This is a genomic window from Stenotrophomonas sp. 85239_Sma, assembly GCF_056481725.1.
Genome location: NZ_CM151163.1, coordinates 2,079,832 through 2,098,154, shown reverse-complemented (window position 1 = coordinate 2,098,154; position 18,323 = coordinate 2,079,832). Strand labels below are relative to the sequence as shown.

The following is an 18,323-nucleotide window of genomic DNA, read 5'->3' as shown; positions in this document are numbered from 1 at the left end:
GACCACCACTGCCATGAGCATGGACCTGCAACGCTTCCACGCCACCTTCTTCGAGGAGAGCCGCGAAGGCCTCGACGCGATGGAGGCTGGCCTGCTGGCCCTGGAATCGGGGCAGCAGGACGCGGAGATCATCAATTCGGTGTTCCGCGCTGCCCACTCGATCAAGGGCGGCGCCGGCACCTTCGGCTTCGACGCGATCGCCGGCCTGACCCACGTACTGGAGACGTTGCTCGATGAGCTGCGCGCCGGTAAGCGGGCACTGGAAGGCCACGCCGTCGACGCCATGCTGTCCTCGGTGGACGTGCTGCGTGCCCTGCTGCGCGAAGCCGAACATGGCCAGGCCGCCGATCCCGCCGCAGTCGCTGCGGTGAAGGCCCGCCTGGAAGCCGTGCTCTCCGGCCAGGCCGCCACCAGCGTCCCGACCGCCGCCGCAGCCAAGCTGGACGACACCCCGGAAGCCTGGCAGATCGGCTTCACCCCGGCGCCGTCATTGTTCATGAGCGGCAACGACCCGCTGCGCATCATCCGCGAACTGGAACACCTCGGTTCGCTGCAGGTCGCCGCGCGCATGGAACGCCTGCCGGGCTTCGCCCAGCTCGATCCACTCGAAGCCCACCTGGCGTGGGACCTGGGCCTGGTCGGCAAGGTGCCGCGCAGCAAGATCGAAGACACGTTCGCCTGGGTGCTGGACGACTGCGAGCTGGACATCCGTCCGGCCGCGCCACCGAGCCTGGCTACCCAGGCCCCGGCCACAGCAGCTCCCGCTCCGGCGGCAGCAGCACCGCCGGCTCCCGCCGCGCCTGCCGCCAGCGGTGGCGCCGCCCAGGAAGCGGAAACCTCCATTCGCGTCAGCGTCGACAAGGTCGATGCGCTGATCAATCTGGTCGGCGAGCTGGTCATCACCCAGGCCATGCTCAAGCAGGTCTCGCACGCGCTGGATCCGGTCCACGCCGAGAGCCTGTTCGCCGGCCTGGACCAGCTTGAACGCAACACCCGCGACCTGCAGGAAGCGGTGATCGGCGTGCGCATGCTGCCGGTCGATGCAGTGTTCCGCCGCTTCCCGCGCCTGGTCCGCGACCTGTCCAGCCGCCTCGGCAAGCAGGTGCGCCTGCGCACCGTCGGCGAAGGCACCGAACTGGACAAGGGCCTGATCGAGAAGATCGCCGATCCGCTGGTGCACCTGGTGCGCAACTCGATCGACCACGGCCTGGAAATGCCCGACGTGCGTCGCGGTGCGGGCAAGGACGAAACCGGCACGATCACCCTGGCGGCCTCGCACCAGGGCGGCCACATCGTCATCGAAGTCAGCGACGACGGTCGCGGCCTGGACCGCGGCAAGATCCTGGCCAAGGCCCACGAACGCGGCCTGGCGGTGCCGGACAACCCGACCGATTCGCAGGTCTGGGACCTGATCTTCCAGCCGGGCTTCTCCACTGCCGATGCAGTGACCGACCTGTCCGGGCGTGGCGTCGGCATGGACGTGGTCCGCCGCAACATCCAGGCACTGGGGGGCGAGGTGCAGATCGAAAGCAGCCTCGGCGCCGGCACCCGCACGCTGATCCGCCTGCCACTGACCCTGGCCATCCTCGATGGCATGACCGTGGCGGTGGCGGGTGAAACCCTGATCCTGCCGCTTGCTTATGTGCTTGAGGCGCTGCAGCCGCAGGCCGAGGACATCCGCAGCATGGCCGGCGAAGGCCGCGTGCTGCGCGTGCGTGGCGAGTACCTGCCGATCCTGTCGCTGAGCGAGTACTACGGCTACGGCATCCGCGCACCCGGCAGCGAATCGCTGGTGGTGGTGGTCGAAGGCGATGGCCAGAAGATCGCGCTGGAAGTGGACGAGCTGGTCGGCCAGCAGCAGGTGGTGGTGAAGAACATCGAGAACAACTACCGCCGCATCGGCGGGGTATCCGGTGCCACCATCCTCGGCGATGGCCGCGTGGCCCTGATCGTCGACATCGGCGGGCTGGTGCGTTCGCTGCGGATGCCGCAGGCCGCCTGATCCACGCTGCATGCGTGCACTGGACCGCCGCCCTTCGGGGCGGCGGTTTTTGTTTGCGCGCCCTCCGGCCATGTGTGGCTGGGGTCAGATCCCTTTTCTTTCAAAAGGGATCTGACCCCAATCCGCGCCCGAACCCATTCCGTGATCTCCGTCGCCGCGCTGGTTTCGTTCGCAACCACGCCACCGAAGCGGACAGCCCGCCATTGCAGCACTTTCGCGCTGCACTCCCTACGCATCCGAATGTGAACTGCGTCCATAAAGTCCATCCGAACCGCGCCGCTATTTCGCTTTGACGGCCGTCACCGAACCCCACCGGGCACCCCCGTTCGCTCTGCAACCACCCCCAGCCGACGCAACGACGCCGGCGCCCTGCCCACCTGGAGCACCCTGCATGAAGTGGTTCCACGATCTGCCCATCGCCCGCAAGCTGGCCGTGGGGTTTACTCTCACCACCCTGATGACCGTCGTGCTGGGCGCATTCGCCCTGCTGCGCCTGAGCGAGGCCAACGCGCAGCTCAGTGCCATGGCGTCCAACGATATTCCGTCCGTGCAGTACCTCGGCGAAGTCCGCTCGCAGCTGGGTGAGTTCCGCACCTATGAGCTGGCCCAGCTGAGCATGCTGGACCAACCCGAGAAGGTGGCCGACTACAACAAGCGAATGGACGACACTGCCGCCGTCGTGCGCGAGCAGCTGGCCGCGTACGCCAAACTGCCGGCCGGTGCCAAGGAGCGGGAGCTCTACCGCGCCGTGCAGGCCGACATCGATGGCTACTTTGCAGCCAATGCCAAGCTGCGCGAAGCGGCCACCGCCGGTGATGGCGTCGTCGCACGCCAGATCTCCGACGACCAGTCGCGTCCGCTGCGCCGCAAGGCCTTTGAAGACCTCAAGGCACTGGGTGCGTACAGCAGCTCGCTGATGCAGGGCAAGATCGGCAACGCCAATGCCACCCACCGCAACAGCATGCTGGCGATCATTGCCGCCGTCGTATTGCTGGTTGTGGTCGCCGCTACCCTGGCGGTGGTCATCTCGCGCGCCGTGGTCGGGCCGCTCGGCAAGGCGGTCAACGCCATCCAGGCCGTCGCACGCGGCGACCTCAGCGTCACCACCCAGAGCACCGGCAAGGACGAGGCGGGCCGCATGCTCGCCGCCACCACCGAAATGACCGCGATGCTGCGCCGCTTCTCCGAGCAGACCCAGCTGATGGCGCAGATGCACGCTGGTCCGGACATCAGCCATCGCATTCCGGAAGACTTCCCGGGCGTCTACGGGCAGCTGGCCAGCGGTATCAACACGGTCATCTTCGAACATCTCGACGCGATCCGCGATGCCATCGACGTGCTCAACCAGTACGCCACCGGCAACCTCACCCCGGATGCACGCCGCCTGCCGGGCAGCCGTGCGATCCTGCACGAGTCGATGGATGCGGCCAAGGCCAGCCTGTTGGCCATCAACACGCAGATCCAGCAGCTGGCCTCGGCAGCCGCTGCCGGTGACTTCAGCCAGCGCGGCGATGCGCAGCGTTTCGATCACGATTTCCGCGTGATGATCGAACAGCTCAACAGCATGATGCAGGTGGCCGACGGCAACCTCGGCCAGCTCTCGCAGCTGCTGCAGTCGATCGCCGCCGGCGACCTGACCGCACGCATGGACGGCCAGTTCAACGGCGTGTTCGCGCGCATGCGGGACGACGCCAACACCACCGTCGCGCAGCTGACCCAGATCGTCGGCCAGATCCAGGCCAGCGCCGGCAGCATCACCCTCGCCGCCGGCGAGATCGCCTCCGGCAACAGCGACCTGTCGCGCCGTACCGAGCAGCAGGCCGCCAACCTGGAAGAAACCGCCGCTTCGATGGAGGAACTGACCTCCACCGTGCGCCAGAACGCCGAGCATGCACGCCAGGCCAACCAGCTCGCGATCGGCGCGCATGGCGTCGCCTCGCAGGGCGGCGAAGTGGTCGGCCAGGTGGTCACCACCATGTCGGCCATCGAAGCCTCGTCGAAGAAGATCGCCGAGATCATCAGCGTCATCGACGGCATCGCCTTCCAGACCAACATCCTGGCGCTGAATGCCGCGGTGGAAGCCGCCCGTGCCGGTGAACAGGGCCGCGGCTTCGCCGTGGTCGCCAGCGAAGTGCGTACCCTCGCCCAGCGCTCGGCTGCCGCCGCCAAGGAGATCAAGGGCCTGATCGACGACTCCGTCGGCAAGGTCGCCGAAGGCTCCAGCCTGGTCCACCAGGCCGGCAGCACCATGGGCGAGATCGTCGCCTCGGTGCAGCGGGTGACCGACATCATGGCCGAGATCTCCGCGGCCTCGCAGGAACAGTCGGCCGGCATCGAGCAGGTCAACCAGACCGTGGTGCAGATGGACGAGACCACCCAGCAGAATGCCGCGCTGGTGGAAGAAGCCACCGCCGCCGCACGTGCGATGGAAGACCAGGCCGTGCAGCTGGGCGAAGCCGTGGCCCGCTTCCGGCTGGCATCGCAGGGCACCACCGCCATCCCGGCCCGCCCGCTGGCGGCACCGGTACCGCGCCAGGTCGCAGCGGCAGCGCCGGCTGCCAGGCCCGCCCCCGCACGCCCGCTACGTGCATCGGCAGCGCAACCGGCACTGGCCGCCGACGGCGACTGGCAGGAGTTCTGATGTACCCGGGGTCAGATCCCTTTCCCGCAGGAAAGGGATCTGACCCCTTACGCATGGAAAGTGATGTGATTCTCACTTCATAATCCGGTGCAGAGGCCGATATCCCCATTGAGCCTCGCGCCAACGCGTGCTGGCGCCCGCCCCTGACCGTAGATTCCATGTCCGACGGCAACGACACTGCAGTGCATGATGTCCACGCGGCTGATGCCGCCGACGAACGCTTCCTGGTCCGCAACCCGCGCCAGCTGCGCCAGCTGCTGCGATCGCTGATCGACCAGCGATCACTGATCAATGCGCATATCGACGGCCGCGACCGCTCGTTCCCTACCGCGTTGCTTGATCTCGACGAGGACGAGGACTACCTGCTGCTCGATGGCAGCCCGCAGGAAGCCTCCAACCGCGCCGCCGAACAGGCCGACCACCTGCTGTGCTTCGCCCAGCTCGAACGCGTGCTGGTGCGGTTCCGCCTGCACGAACTGCAGCGCGTGGACAACGACGGCCACGTCGCCTTCCGTGCTCCGTTGCCGCACGAACTGGTGCACCTGCAGCGCCGCGAACTGTACCGGCTGGAGACACCGGTCACCGACTCGCCGCACCTGCTGCTGCCCCCCGGCGAAGCGCGGGCCGAGGCCTTGTCGATGCGCGTGGTGGACATCAGCGGCGGCGGCCTGGCCGTAGTGGTTCCCAACGACTGCACGGTGTTCGGCCTGCAGAAGCGCTATCCGGCGCGGTTGTCGCTGCCCGACGGCCCCGACCTGGACATCGAACTGGTGGTCTGCAACCTGCTGCCGCAGCGCCAGCCCAATGGCATCGAGGTCAAGCGCGTGGGCATGCGCTTTGAAAGCCTGCCGCGCGGCGCCGACAGCGCCATCCAGCGTTACATCTTCCGCATCGACCGCCAGCGCAAGGCACGCCGCAACGGCGAGCTCTGAGGCCGTCCCACCGGCAGTGCCGGCCGCTGGCCGGCAACCCTGGAACGTATACCGGGGTCAGATCCCTTTTCCCTGAAAAGGGATCTGACCCCATCCACGCACCCTCCCCGGTAGATCCACGCCATGCGTGGATGCCTTCCCCGGCACCTAAAGTCCCCCCCAGCGGGGCCGATATCGAGCCTGACACCGGGACTTCCGGCAGAACCAGGACCCCTCGATGAACGACAAGACCAGCTCCGCCGCCAGCGCCGGTGGCGAATTCCTCAGCTTCACCCTCGGTGCCGAGCACTACGGCGTGGACATCCTCAAGGTACAGGAAATCCGCGGCTACGACGCCGTCACCCGCGTGCCGGATGCCCCGGACTACATCAAGGGCGTCATCAACCTGCGCGGCACCATCGTGCCCGTCATCGACCTGCGCCTGAAGCTGCGCCTGGACAACGCCCGCTACGACGCCTTCACCGTGATGATCGTGCTGAACGTGGAAGACCGCGTGGTCGGCATCGTCGTCGACAGCGTCTCCGACGTGATCCCGCTGTCGGCCGAACAGATCCGCCCGACCCCCGAATTCGGCGCTGCCGTCGACACCCGTTTCATCTCCGGCATCGGTACCCACGACGATCGCATGCTGATCCTGCTGGACATCGAGACCCTGCTCGACAGCGCCGACATGGGCCAGGCCAGCCTCGCCGAAGACGCCGCTGCCTGAGCAAACGGAACTGCTTCACGTTCCAGTCACAAAACCCTTCAGTTCCCCCCGGCGATGCCGATAGGGGGACAGACGCCGGTCGCGCAGGAGCGCGCATGACCGGCCCGACCGTTACCATCCCCGGAGATACCCCTCGATGAAGTCCCTGCTTGCGTTCGTTTCGGCCGCTGTCCTGGCCACCACCGCCGCCTCCGCGTTCGCCCAGTCGGCCGACATGATCCCGCCGGAACTGGCGCCGCGTTCGGTCGGCAAGGACGGCATGGTCTGTGGCAAGGTCGAAAAGGCCCGCTACGCAGAAGGTTCCGAAGGCCAGCCGACCTTCCTGTACATGGGCGGCGCCTTCCCGCGCCATACCTTCTCGGCCCGCATCGCCGGTGAGAACCGCGGCAAGTTCTCCTTCCCGCTGGAAACCCTGGAAGGCAAGACCGTCTGCGTGATCGGCAAGATCCAGCGCGACGCCTCGCGCGCGGAAATCGAAGTCAGCTCGCCGGCTGGACTGAAGCTGGCCAACATCAAGTAATCCGCTGTCCGTCGAACCACGCCGCACCTCGTGCCGGCGTGGTTTCTGCTGCAACCGGGCCCGATGCCCGGGCGCGTCTGCCTTAGGAGCTCGCAACGCCCATGCCGTGGATCAACAACCTGAAACTGATGCCGAAGCTGCTGCTGACCTTCGGTGTCCTCCTGCTGGTGATGCTGCTGCAGGGCATCGTCGCCTATCGCGGCCTGCACTCGCTGAACAACGTCACCACCGAGCTGGCGGGTTCTCGCATGGAGAGCATCCGCATGGCCGGCGAGATGCGCGGCATGCTGGGGGAATACCGCAACGCCGCCTACCAGCAGCTGATCCGCGCCAGCGACGACGTCAAGGCCGATGCACGCAAGCAGACCGTCGACCTGCGTACCAGCATGGAAAAGTCGATCAAGGACTATCCGAAGCTGGTCGACAACGCACAACAGAAGAAGCTGTTCGACACCTTCGCCAAGGAGTGGAAGGACGCCCTGGCCTCCTATGACAGCGTCACCGAGATGCTGGAACTGGACCTGCCCGACGATGCCATCGATACCTTCGTCGGCGAGACCCGCACCAAGCACCGCAAGGCCGCATCGGCGCTGGAAGCACTGATCGCCGAAGACAACCGCCTCGCCCGCGCGTCGCGCGAGGAGGCCGAATCCACCTACTCCGCCTCGGCCGTGCTGACCGTGATCGCCCTGCTGGGCGGCGCCGCGCTCGGCCTGGTGCTGGTCTGGCTGTTCGCCCGCGCCCTGGTCGGCAGCGTGCGCGGCGCCGTATCGGTTGCCAACGACGTCGCCGGCGGCAAGCTCGATGGCCACATCGACGTCAGCCGCCAGGATGAAGTGGGTGAACTGATGCAGGCCATGCAGCGCATGCAGCGCGACCTGCGCGAGCGCATTGAAACCGACCAGGCCGTGGCGCGCGAGAACCTGCGCATCCGCACGGCATTGGATTACAGCTCGACCGGCGTCTACCTGACCGACACCAGCAACACCATCGTCTACAGCAACCGCGCCCTGCAGCAGACCCTGAGCCAGTACCAGGACGAAGTGCGCCGTGACCTGCCGGACTTCGATGCGCAGGCCTCGCTGATCGGCAAGCCGGTCACCGTGCTTGAACACCGCGGCGAGATGGACCAGGTCCTGCTGGGCAACCTGAAGGCACACGGCGTGGCCCGTCGCCCGATGCAGTACGGCGATGCCCAGTTCGCCCAGGTGGTTTCGACCATCCGCAATGAAGGCGGCGACACCGTCGGCTACGTGGTGGAATGGCGCGACCGTACCCAGGAAGCGCAGGTGGAAGCCGAAGTGGCGCGCGTGATCGCCCAGGCCGCCGCCGGTGACCTGTCCGGCCGCATCGATGCCAGCGACAAGGAGGGCTTCTTCCTGCAGCTGGCCCAGCAGATCAACGGCCTGCTGGACGCCAACGCCGGCAGCATCGAACAGATCTCCGGCCTGCTGGCCGCACTGTCGCAGGGTGACCTGACCGTGCGCATGCACGGCGACTACCAGGGCGTGTTCGCCCGCATGCGCGACGATGCCAACGCCACCGCCGCACAGCTTAGCGAGATCGTCACCCGCATCAAGCAATCCAGCCGCGCGATCAGTTCGGCGGCCGGCGAGATCGCCTCCGGCAACAGCGACCTGTCGCGCCGTACCGAGCAGCAGGCGGCCAACCTGGAAGAAACCGCTGCTTCGATGGAGGAACTGACCTCCACCGTGCGCCAGAACGCCGAACACGCCCGCCAGGCCAACCAGCTCGCGATCGGCGCGCATGGCGTCGCCTCGCAGGGCGGCGAAGTAGTCGGCCAGGTGGTCACCACCATGTCGGCCATCGAAGCCTCGTCGAAGAAGATCGCCGAGATCATCAGCGTCATCGACGGCATCGCCTTCCAGACCAACATCCTGGCTTTGAACGCGGCGGTGGAAGCCGCCCGTGCCGGTGAACAGGGCCGCGGCTTCGCCGTGGTCGCCAGCGAAGTGCGTACCCTCGCCCAGCGCTCGGCCGCTGCCGCCAAGGAGATCAAGGGGCTGATCGATGATTCGGTCGGCAAGGTCAACGATGGCTCGGCGCTGGTGCACAAGGCCGGCGCCACCATGGGTGAGATCGTCGCCTCGGTGCAGCGCGTGACCGACATCATGGCCGAGATCTCCGCGGCCTCGCAGGAACAGTCGGCCGGCATCGAGCAGGTCAACCAGACCGTGGTGCAGATGGACGAAACCACCCAGCAGAACGCCGCGCTGGTGGAGGAAGCCACCGCCGCCGCACGTGCGATGGAAGAACAGGCCGGCCACCTCAGCGAGGCCGTGTCGATCTTCGTGGTGGACGAAGCCGAGACCGTGGCCGCCCCGTCGCGCGCCGCTGCCCCGGTCCCGCGTGCTGCCGCACCGGTCGCACCGGCTCCGGCTGCCCCGCCGGCCCGCCGCACGGCGGGTGGTCGCCCGATGGCCACCGAGCTGGCTGATGGAGACTGGCAGGAGTTCTGATGCCCGCCTGACCTGACGTACGAGGACGCCCCGGCCCTGCGCTGGGGCGTTTTCGTTTACGGGGTATCTGGATATCAGCCAACGGCGGAGCCCCTCGGGGTGGTCGGTCGAAAAGCTGGGCTGCTGAGATTTGGCCGGGAGGGTGGATTGCGCAGGGGACGCCGTGAATACGTCCTTGTAGGCTCGGGCGCGCCATCCATGGCGCTTACGCCCCTGCGCAACCCACCCTCCCGGCCACGGACAGTTTCCGTGCGCGTCCACCCCGGATTGAAGAAAGAAGAGCAAAAAGCAGAAGCCTGGTCGCTTCCGGGGTCAGATCCGTTTTCCGCAGGAAAACGGATCTGACCCCTCTTTCCACCTGGAAACCCAACGCTCTTGCCGTCCGCCGAAGTGAAACCTTGGCGGGCCGGGTCGGGGTGGGTAGGCAGGACCGTTGGCGCCATGGATGGCGCCATCGAGCCCCCATGGATGGGTTCACGGCGTGTCCTGCCTGCCCACCCCGACCCGGCCAATCCGTAGCAACCCATCGCCATGACCTGCCGTTGCCGTTGCCGCTGCTGTTGCTTCAAAAGCCTGCCGCAGGCAGCGCCGCAGCCGCCGCTGCAAGGAAACCTGAATACGTTCGGACACCGCACCTCAATCCCCCGCCCGCGCGGCCGATAACGGGGTTGTCACGGCGTATCCCGCCGCTGACCGGCTCGGCGCCGCCCGCCCGCTTCGACCTGGTCCTGCTCGATGAATCTCCTGCATCGCTGGCAACACTACTTCCGCAATCTTTCCGTCCGGCGCAAGCTCAACCTGCTGACGCTGCTCATCGCGCTCGGCGTGATCGCGCTCTCGGTGATCGCCGCCCGCATGCAGTACCTGGACCTCACCGAAACCCGCAAGACCGCACTGAAGACCCAGGTCGAACTGAGCTACGGCATCCTGCAGCACTACCATCGCCTGGCCGGTACCGGCGAGCTCAGCGAGGACGCTGCCAAGGCCGCCGCCCTGCAGGCGCTGGAAGTGATGCGCGCCGATAACGATGCGTATTACTTCAACATCTACGACACCGGCTACCGCCTGCTGATGCACCCGTTCCGCAAGGATCTGGTCGGCAAGGACATGAAGGACTTCCGCACCGACGACGGCGTGCGCATCTACTACGACCAGGTTGAAGCTGCCAAGGCCGGTGGTGGCTTCGTCAACTACCGCTGGGCCAAGCCGGGCAGCGAGGGCGTGGTCGAGAAGGTCGCCTACGCCGGCCTGTTCGCGCCCTGGAACTGGGTGGTCAGCAGCGGCGTCTACATGGACGACGTGCAGAAGCAGGCGCTGGTGTTCACCGCCATCATGGCGGTCTCCGGTGGCGTGCTGGTGCTGATCGTGCTGGCCCTGAGCTGGGTCATCGGCAACCGTATTGCTGTACCGCTGAAGCAGGCCACCGCCGTGGCCGAAGGCATCGCCGGCGGCAAGCTGGACAGCCACATCGGCCCGCAGCCGCACGACGAAACCGGCCGCCTGCTGGAGGCCATGGCCGGCATGCAGCAGCAGCTGCATGCGGTCATCACCGGCCAGCGCGAAATGGCGCGCCGCCACGACGGTGGCGAACTGAGCTACCGCATCGACGCCAGCGCCTTCCCCGGCGAGTACGGGCTGATGGTGCAGGAAACCAATGCCTTGGTTGGCGGCCATGTGCAGACCCTGCACGACGTGCTGGACGTGGTACAGCAGTACGCGGTCGGCGATCTCAGCCGCGACATCGCGCGCTACCCGGGCGAAAAGGCCGCGATGACCACCACCGTCGATACGGTCAAGGCCAACCTCGGCCGCATCAACGCCGAGATCAAGCAGCTGGCCAGCGCCGCCGCGGCCGGTGACTTCAGCCGCCGTGGCGATGCGCAGCGCTTCGATCACGATTTCCGCCTGATGCTGGAAAACCTCAACGCCATGATGGCGGTCAGCGATGACAACCTCGGCAAGCTCTCGCAGCTGCTGTCGGCCATCGCCGAGGGTGACCTGACCGCGCGCATGCACGGCGACTACCAGGGCGTGTTCGCCCGCATGCGTGACGACGCCAACACCACCGTCGCGCAGCTGACCCAGATCGTCGGCCAGATCCAGGCCAGCGCCGGCAGCATCACCCTCGCCGCCGGCGAGATCGCCTCCGGCAACAGCGACCTGTCGCGCCGTACCGAGCAGCAGGCCGCCAACCTGGAAGAAACCGCTGCTTCGATGGAGGAACTGACCTCCACCGTGCGCCAGAACGCCGAGCATGCACGCCAGGCCAACCAGCTCGCGATCGGCGCGCATGGCGTCGCCTCGCAGGGCGGTGACGTGGTCGGCCAAGTGGTCACTACCATGTCGGCCATCGAAGCCTCGTCGAAGAAGATCGCCGAGATCATCAGCGTCATCGACGGTATCGCCTTCCAGACCAACATCCTGGCGCTGAATGCCGCGGTGGAAGCCGCCCGTGCCGGTGAACAGGGCCGCGGCTTCGCCGTGGTCGCCAGCGAAGTGCGTACCCTCGCCCAGCGCTCGGCTGCCGCCGCCAAGGAGATCAAGGGCCTGATCGACGACTCCGTCGGCAAGGTCGCCGAAGGTTCCAGCCTGGTCCACCAGGCCGGCAGCACCATGGGCGAGATCGTCGCCTCGGTGCAGCGGGTGACCGACATCATGGCCGAGATCTCCGCGGCCTCGCAGGAACAGTCGGCCGGCATCGAGCAGGTCAACCAGACCGTGGTGCAGATGGACGAAACCACCCAGCAGAATGCCGCGCTGGTGGAGGAAGCCACCGCCGCCGCACGTGCGATGGAAGACCAGGCCGCGCAGCTGGCCGATGCCGTGGCGATCTTCCGCCTCGACAACCAGGTCTCGGCCGCAGTGAAGGCCGTGGCCGCGCGCGTCGAACCGGCCCGTGTCACCACCGTCGCACGTCCGCAGCCGGCCAGTACGCCCGCTCCGGTCCGCCGCAGCAGCAATGCCAGCGCCTTCGTCGCCAGCGACAGCGACTGGCAGGAATTCTGAGACCCACCCGCGGTGGCTGCGGCCACCGCCCTCGCCGATGGACACGTCCCCCGTGCAAAGTCCTACTCCCATCGTTACCGGCCCGCGCGAATTCGAGTTCGCCGACCGTGATTTCCGCCGCGTGTGCGACCTGATCTACCAGCGCGTGGGCATCGCCCTCGCGCCGGCAAAGCGCGACATGGTCTATGGCCGCCTGTCGCGCCGCCTGCGCACGCTGGGCATGCGCAGCTTCCAACAGTACCTGGACCATCTGGAGCAGGAAGACGGCGACGAGTGGCAGGCGTTCACCAATGCGCTGACCACCAACCTGACCTCGTTCTTCCGCGAGCCGCACCACTTCGACAAGCTGCGCGAGGAGCTGCAGCAGCGCTCCGGCCGCACGCCGCTGCTGTTGTGGTCGTGCGCGGCATCCACCGGCGAAGAGCCCTACTCGATGGCAATCACTGCCTGCGAGGCCTTCGGCACGCTGAAGCCACCGGTGCGCATCATCGCCACCGACGTCGATACGCAGGTGCTGGCCACCGCCGGTCGCGGCGTCTACAACATCGATCGCGTCACCAGCCTCGACCCGGATCTGCGCCGCCGCTACTTCCAGCGCGGCAGCGGCCCCAACGAGGGCCAGTGCCGCGTGCTGCCCGCACTGCGCGAGCTGATCGAGTTCCGTCCGCTGAACCTGCTCGCGCCGCGCTACGACGTCGGCGGCCCGTTCGACGCGCTGTTCTGCCGCAACGTGATGATCTACTTCGACAAGCCGACCCAGCGCGCCATCCTCGGCCGCCTGGTGCAGCACCTGGCCGACGACGGCCTGCTCTACACCGGCCACTCGGAGAACTACCTGCACGCCGCCGACCTCATCCAGCCCTGCGGACGCACCCTGTACCGCCGTGCGGCAAAGGCCGGCGCATGAATGCTTCATTGCGTACCGATGATGTCATGCGCTACCAGGATGCACGCTTCCAGACCATCGCTGCCAAGCTGCTGCCGACCCAGTACCTGGTGGTCGATGACACCACTGCGCTGACCACCACGCTGGGTTCCTGCGTGGCGGCCTGCCTGCGCGACCCGGTGCTGAAGATCGGTGGCATGAACCATTTCCTGCTGCCCGAGGGCAACGCCGGCGACGGCGCACCTGCACGCTACGGCAGTTACGCGATGGAACTTCTGATCAACGACATGCTCAAGCGTGGCGCCCACCGCAAGCGCATCGAAGCCAAGGTGTTCGGCGGCGCCAACGTGCTCAAGGGCTTCACCAGCAACCCGGTCGGCACCCGCAACGCCGAATTCGTGCGCCAATACCTGCAGGCCGAGCATATCCCGATCATTGCCGAGGACCTGTGCGGCATCCATCCGCGCAAGATCTGGTTCTTCGCCGATACCGGCCGCGTGGTCGTTCAGCGCCTGCCACATGCCCACGAAGCCGAAGTCGCCGCGACCGAATCGGCCGTACGCGCACGCCTGTCCAAGGCCCCGGTCACCGGTGGCGTGGAGCTGTTCGAATGACCCTGACCGGCAACGCCCCCTGCCGGGTCCTGATCGTCGACGACTCGGCCGTCGTGCGCCAGATGCTCACGGAAATCCTGTCCAGCGATCCATCCATCGATGTGGTCGGTACCGCCGCCGACCCGCTGCTGGCACGCGAGAAGATAAAGCGCCTGTCCCCGGACGTGATCACCCTGGACGTGGAAATGCCGCGCATGGATGGCCTGGCCTTCCTGGAAAACCTGATGCGACTGCATCCATTGCCGGTGGTGATGATCTCCTCGCTGACCGAGCGCGGCGCCGACACCACCCTGCAGGCGCTGGCCTTGGGTGCAGTGGATTTCGTCTCCAAGCCGAAGCTGGACGTAGCGCGCGGCCTGCAGGCCTACGCCGACGAAATCATCGCCAAGGTCAAGATGGCAGCCCGTTCGCGTGTTCGCCCGCTGGTGCGTGCGGCAACGGCGAAGCTCATGCTGGACGCCGCGCCAGCGATGCGCCCCGCCGCACCGCAGTTCCGCACCACCGACCGGCTGATCGCGATCGGCTCGTCCGCCGGTGGCACCGAAGCGCTGCGCGTGGTGTTGGAAGGCATGCCGGCCGACGCGCCCGCCGTGGTGATGACCCAGCACCTGCCGGCCAGCTTCAGCAGCGCCTTCGCCGAACGCCTGGACCGCCACTCGGCGATGGCCGTGCGCGAGGCCAGCGACGGCGAAGCCGTGCTGCCCGGCCATGCCTACCTGCCGCCCGGCGGCAAGCACCTGCGGATCATCCGCGACGGTGCACGCTGGCGCTGCCGGGTCGACGATGGCCCGGCGGTGAACCGGCACAAGCCAGCGGTCGATGTACTGTTCCGCTCGGTCGCACAGAACGCGGGCGGCAATGCCATCGGCGCCATCCTCACCGGCATGGGCGATGACGGCGCACGCGGCCTGCTGGAAATGCGCCAGGCCGGCGCACCCACGCTGGTGCAGGACGAGGCCACCAGCGTGGTCTGGGGCATGCCCGGGGCCGCCTTCAAGCTGGGCGCGGCCGAGGAGCAGGTGCCGCTGGAACGGATCGCCGAGCGGTTGCTGGCACTGGCCCGCGGGTGATGGGACTGCTGCGGGGCTGAGCCTTTGCTCCGCTCCGCACCCGGCTGAAAACAACCGACAGACGTCGCATTCAACCCGTTCGACCTTGCAGCAACGCCGGACAACGATGTTTCAACAGTGCTGCTTGCGCACATGCGTGACGCACTCACCTCGTTTGTGCCCCAGGATGGATCCCTGTCGATTCCCCACATTGGACGTTCGTCCCCTGCCCCCCGCAGCGTGAGGCTCCCTTCCATGGAGCACCTCCTTGCCCCTTCTCACCCATCACGATATCGGCACCGGCTTTCCCATCGTCCTTGGCGGCAGCTATCTCTGGGGCCGCTCCATGTGGGCACCGCAGATCGAGCTGCTGTCGCGGCGCTATCGCCTGATCATCCCGGAGCTCCCCGGCCACGACAACGATCTGCCCCTGTCAGCAGCCTTCACTACCCCGGCGTGCCTCGCCCATGAAGTAGGCCGACTGCTGGATGCGCTGGGCATCGGGCAGTACGCAATGGCAGGGCTCTCGGTGGGTGGCATGTGGGCGGCGGAACTGGCGCTGCAACGTCCCGATCAGGTCCGTTCGCTGATCCTGATGGATACCTATCTCGGTGCGGAACCGGAGGCCTCCCGGCAACGCTACTTCGGCATGCTCGACATGATCGAACAGCTGGGCTGCATCCCCGAAGCCATGGCCGAACAGATCGTGCCGCTGTTCTTCCGCCCGGGCATCGCCACCGACGATCCGATCCGGTTGCTGTTCCGGCAACGGCTGCTGTCCTGGCCCCGCGAGCGCCTGCTGAACGCGGTGGTGCCGCTCGGCCGCCTGATCTTCGGCCGCCCGGATCGGCTGGGTGCGTTGAAGGATCTGGACCGGGAAACAACGTTGATCCTGAGTGGCGAACACGACCTCCCACGCCCCCTGACCGAAGCGCGGCAGATGGCGGACCAGATCGGCTGCCGGCTGCAATCGATCCCCGATGCTGGCCATATCTCCACGCTGGAGAATCCGGCATTCGCCAGCGTGCACCTTGATGCATGGTTGCAGCAGTCGCTGCACGTTGCCTGCTAGCAAGCGGCAGGATGCTGGGCGGCGTCCCACGGAACGCCCCCGGCGCTGCACCTCGGCCTTGGAGTACAGCTACACCGGGTCGTATAGTCAGACATCGCAGAGCAATGGAACGCCGATGAACGATACGCCGCAACGCCCCGTGGCACCGGCACACAAGGATGGAGTACCGGGGTGCAGCCGGCATGACATACGCAATCCGTCGTATTTGCCCCGAGGTGCCCTTCATGGTGTCGCCGCACCCCGCAAAACCTTGATCAGCGACATGGACCGCTCATGCTGAAACCCGCCCCCAGCCTTGCTCATGTTGCGTTGATCGCTTTGATCACACTGGCCGTTCCGGGCTGCAACAAGGAACGCTCGTTCCCGGTCTATCGCGAGAATCCTGCGCCCAAGGATGCGCTGCCGATTGTGATTCGGGTCCACGATGCACCCGTGGATGTCCCCGTTCCTTCGGTCTTCGTCACGTATGAGATAGACCCACTCTGTCTCCCTCCGGTCAACAATTGGGAGGGGGTGCAGTACGAGCCGAATCAGCACAAGGTTGAGCTTCAGGCACAACGCCTCAATGCTACTGAGTTCAGCAGTGCTGTATTCAACGACGGCATGGAAGTTGCCGATTATTACGGTCGCGGCCCGTGCACTTGGACACCCGTGCTCGTGGAAGCTTCATTCGCCTTCATCATCGATGATCGACCTATCCAAGCAACCGCATGGACTTCATTCACAAAGCTTGAAACCGAGAAACTCTCTACTACCTACGTACATCGCGCCTTACGCCCCATGACTTCAGGGGGATCGCCAGAGTGGACGCCTACCGAGCCTTCGACTTGGTACGAGAAGATGTCTCCAGATAAGCGAAAGAATTACTTCCCAATCGAAATCTCCACGCGGACTGAAGGAACAGCCCAATGAATCCTGGAGCAAATGCAGCCCTCTCAGATCATGTCTACAAGGATCCGCTCCCTGAGCCCAAGGCCATTGTTACCATTGCCGGGACGGAATATCGTGTATTGGCCAGCCTAAACTCCGCCACCGGCTACCAAGGCGTCATTTACCATAATCTCGAATCCAAAGAAGTAATCGTCACCCATCGCGGTACCGAATTTGATCGCCAGCCTCTGATTGACGGCGGCATCGATGCGGCGATGGTCACCGCCAGAATCAACGCACAGATTGATGATGCCCTCGCGCTGACAAAGCAGGCAATCGAGCTGGCTGACGCAAATGGATATGGCCAGGTATCCGTTACCGGCCACTCCCTCGGCGGCGCCCTCGCGCAGATCACCGCCCATCACTACAACCTCCCCGGCGACGCATTCAATCCTTACGGTGCCGCCGGGCTGGCGTATCGCCTCCCTGAAGGCCAGCCGGCCAATGCGGCGCCCTTCACCAACCATGTGATGGCAGGCGACCTGGTCAGTGCGGGCGGCCCTCATTACGGCAAGGTCGAGATGTACGCGCTGCCCAGGGAACTGGAGGTCCTGCGCAACGCCGAGCAGGGCCAGCGCATCGCCTCGCTCGGAACGCTTGGGATGAAGAGCGGTCATGTCATGTCCGCCGCCGTGGCGGTCCAGTTGGGTGACTCCCATCGATTGGTTCATTTCCTTGATCGCATGACCGACAAGGGTCCGGTGCAGTCTGTACTGGACAACCCCGAAGCCCGGATCACGGATCCTGAAGACCTGCGCCGGATTGCCGACTACCGCAGTGATGTTCATCAGCTGCGCGCGGCGGCGACCGTGCTTGTCGGCGGTGGACCGGGTCTGCTGCGCGACGGGGTCAATTACCTGCGCGGCACGGAGGAAGCTGGTGCGCATGCCCGCCACGAAGCTGAAGCCGCGGCGCAGGCCCGCAATGCGCTCAAGCCTGGGGAGCAACTGACCCAGGATGCAACCGACCAGGGCTCGCCCTCCCTCGGCAATCCCGGCTTCTCTCCCAGGAACCCGTTGCAGGAGAGCATCGAATCCACCCTGGACAGGGCAGGCCTGGATCCCAGGAAGGAAGGCCACCCAGACCAACCTCTCTACCGGCAGATTCGCGACGGTGTATCCGCCGTGGATGCCAGGCACGGGCGCAGCTTCGATGACACCAGTGAGCGGATGACGGCCAGCCTGCTGGCAGCGGCCAAGAGCAGTGGCCTGGAACGCGTCGATCATGTGGTCCTGGGCAATCCACCCAGCGACGGCTCGGGCCCTCGCATGTTCGTTGTGCAGGGAGCGCTCGACAATCCGGCACACCTGCGGTCTTCGGTCGCGATCAGCGACGCCGTCAATACGCCCGTGGAGCAGTCGCTCGCCAAGGTCGAACAGATGTCGCAGGCACAGCAGGTTGCCCAGCAAGACCACGTCCAGGAGCAGGCCCGGACGGCGATGCGCATGGGCTAGGCCACCTGGCCCGGCACACACAAAAAAC

General features: G+C 66.3%; 13 protein-coding genes. All 13 read left to right on the top strand.

Annotated elements, in window-relative coordinates; all coding sequences use genetic code 11:
* Window positions 1-13 precede the first annotated feature (13 nt).
* The 13 genes from ACYKG1_RS09845 to ACYKG1_RS09785 all read left to right on the top strand — a co-directional run bounded on the left by ACYKG1_RS09845 (window position 14) and on the right by ACYKG1_RS09785 (window position 18,295).
* Window positions 14-2,002, top strand: a complete 1,989-nt coding sequence (locus tag ACYKG1_RS09845) for a chemotaxis protein CheA (RefSeq protein WP_478472562.1) — start codon at window positions 14-16, stop codon at window positions 2,000-2,002.
* A 391-nt stretch (window positions 2,003-2,393) separates the two neighbouring features.
* On the top strand, window positions 2,394-4,643 hold the full coding sequence (locus ACYKG1_RS09840; RefSeq protein WP_478472560.1) for a methyl-accepting chemotaxis protein: 2,250 nt from the start codon (window positions 2,394-2,396) through the stop codon (window positions 4,641-4,643).
* 158 nt (window positions 4,644-4,801) lie between these two features.
* The gene (locus tag ACYKG1_RS09835) at window positions 4,802-5,575 is read left to right on the top strand and encodes a flagellar brake protein (protein WP_478472559.1); all 774 of its coding nucleotides are present in this window, start codon (window positions 4,802-4,804) and stop codon (window positions 5,573-5,575) included.
* Window positions 5,576-5,792: 217 nt separating this feature from the next.
* Window positions 5,793-6,284, top strand: coding sequence for a chemotaxis protein CheW (locus ACYKG1_RS09830; protein WP_005409516.1), 492 nt, complete (start codon window positions 5,793-5,795; stop codon window positions 6,282-6,284).
* 136 nt (window positions 6,285-6,420) lie between these two features.
* On the top strand, window positions 6,421-6,804 hold the full coding sequence (locus ACYKG1_RS09825) for a hypothetical protein (RefSeq protein WP_005416411.1): 384 nt from the start codon (window positions 6,421-6,423) through the stop codon (window positions 6,802-6,804).
* Between the two features lie 101 nt (window positions 6,805-6,905).
* Complete coding sequence (locus ACYKG1_RS09820) at window positions 6,906-9,284, top strand: methyl-accepting chemotaxis protein (RefSeq protein ID WP_478472557.1); 2,379 nt, start codon at window positions 6,906-6,908, stop codon at window positions 9,282-9,284.
* Between the two features lie 735 nt (window positions 9,285-10,019).
* A complete protein-coding gene (locus tag ACYKG1_RS09815; protein WP_478472555.1) occupies window positions 10,020-12,290 on the top strand; it encodes a methyl-accepting chemotaxis protein in 2,271 nt (756 codons plus the stop codon).
* Between the two features lie 37 nt (window positions 12,291-12,327).
* Window positions 12,328-13,197, top strand: coding sequence for a CheR family methyltransferase (locus ACYKG1_RS09810; RefSeq protein ID WP_100472179.1), 870 nt, complete (start codon window positions 12,328-12,330; stop codon window positions 13,195-13,197).
* A complete protein-coding gene (cheD, locus tag ACYKG1_RS09805; RefSeq protein WP_014037083.1) occupies window positions 13,194-13,790 on the top strand; it encodes a chemoreceptor glutamine deamidase CheD in 597 nt (198 codons plus the stop codon). The genes ACYKG1_RS09810 and cheD overlap by 4 nt, the downstream gene beginning before the upstream one ends.
* Window positions 13,787-14,860 carry a protein-glutamate methylesterase/protein-glutamine glutaminase gene (locus ACYKG1_RS09800; protein WP_478472553.1) on the top strand — a complete coding sequence of 358 codons (1,074 nt, stop codon included), beginning with the start codon at window positions 13,787-13,789 and terminating at the stop codon, window positions 14,858-14,860. Before cheD ends, ACYKG1_RS09800 begins: the two co-directional genes overlap by 4 nt.
* A 247-nt stretch (window positions 14,861-15,107) precedes the next feature.
* Window positions 15,108-15,911 (top strand): alpha/beta fold hydrolase, encoded by an 804-nt coding sequence (locus ACYKG1_RS09795; RefSeq protein ID WP_478472552.1) that lies wholly within the window; start codon window positions 15,108-15,110, stop codon window positions 15,909-15,911.
* 273 nt (window positions 15,912-16,184) lie between these two features.
* On the top strand, window positions 16,185-16,823 hold the full coding sequence (locus tag ACYKG1_RS09790; RefSeq protein ID WP_478472550.1) for a hypothetical protein: 639 nt from the start codon (window positions 16,185-16,187) through the stop codon (window positions 16,821-16,823).
* On the top strand, window positions 16,820-18,295 hold the full coding sequence (locus ACYKG1_RS09785) for an XVIPCD domain-containing protein (protein WP_478472549.1): 1,476 nt from the start codon (window positions 16,820-16,822) through the stop codon (window positions 18,293-18,295). The genes ACYKG1_RS09790 and ACYKG1_RS09785 overlap by 4 nt, the downstream gene beginning before the upstream one ends.
* Window positions 18,296-18,323: the final 28 nt, after the last annotated feature.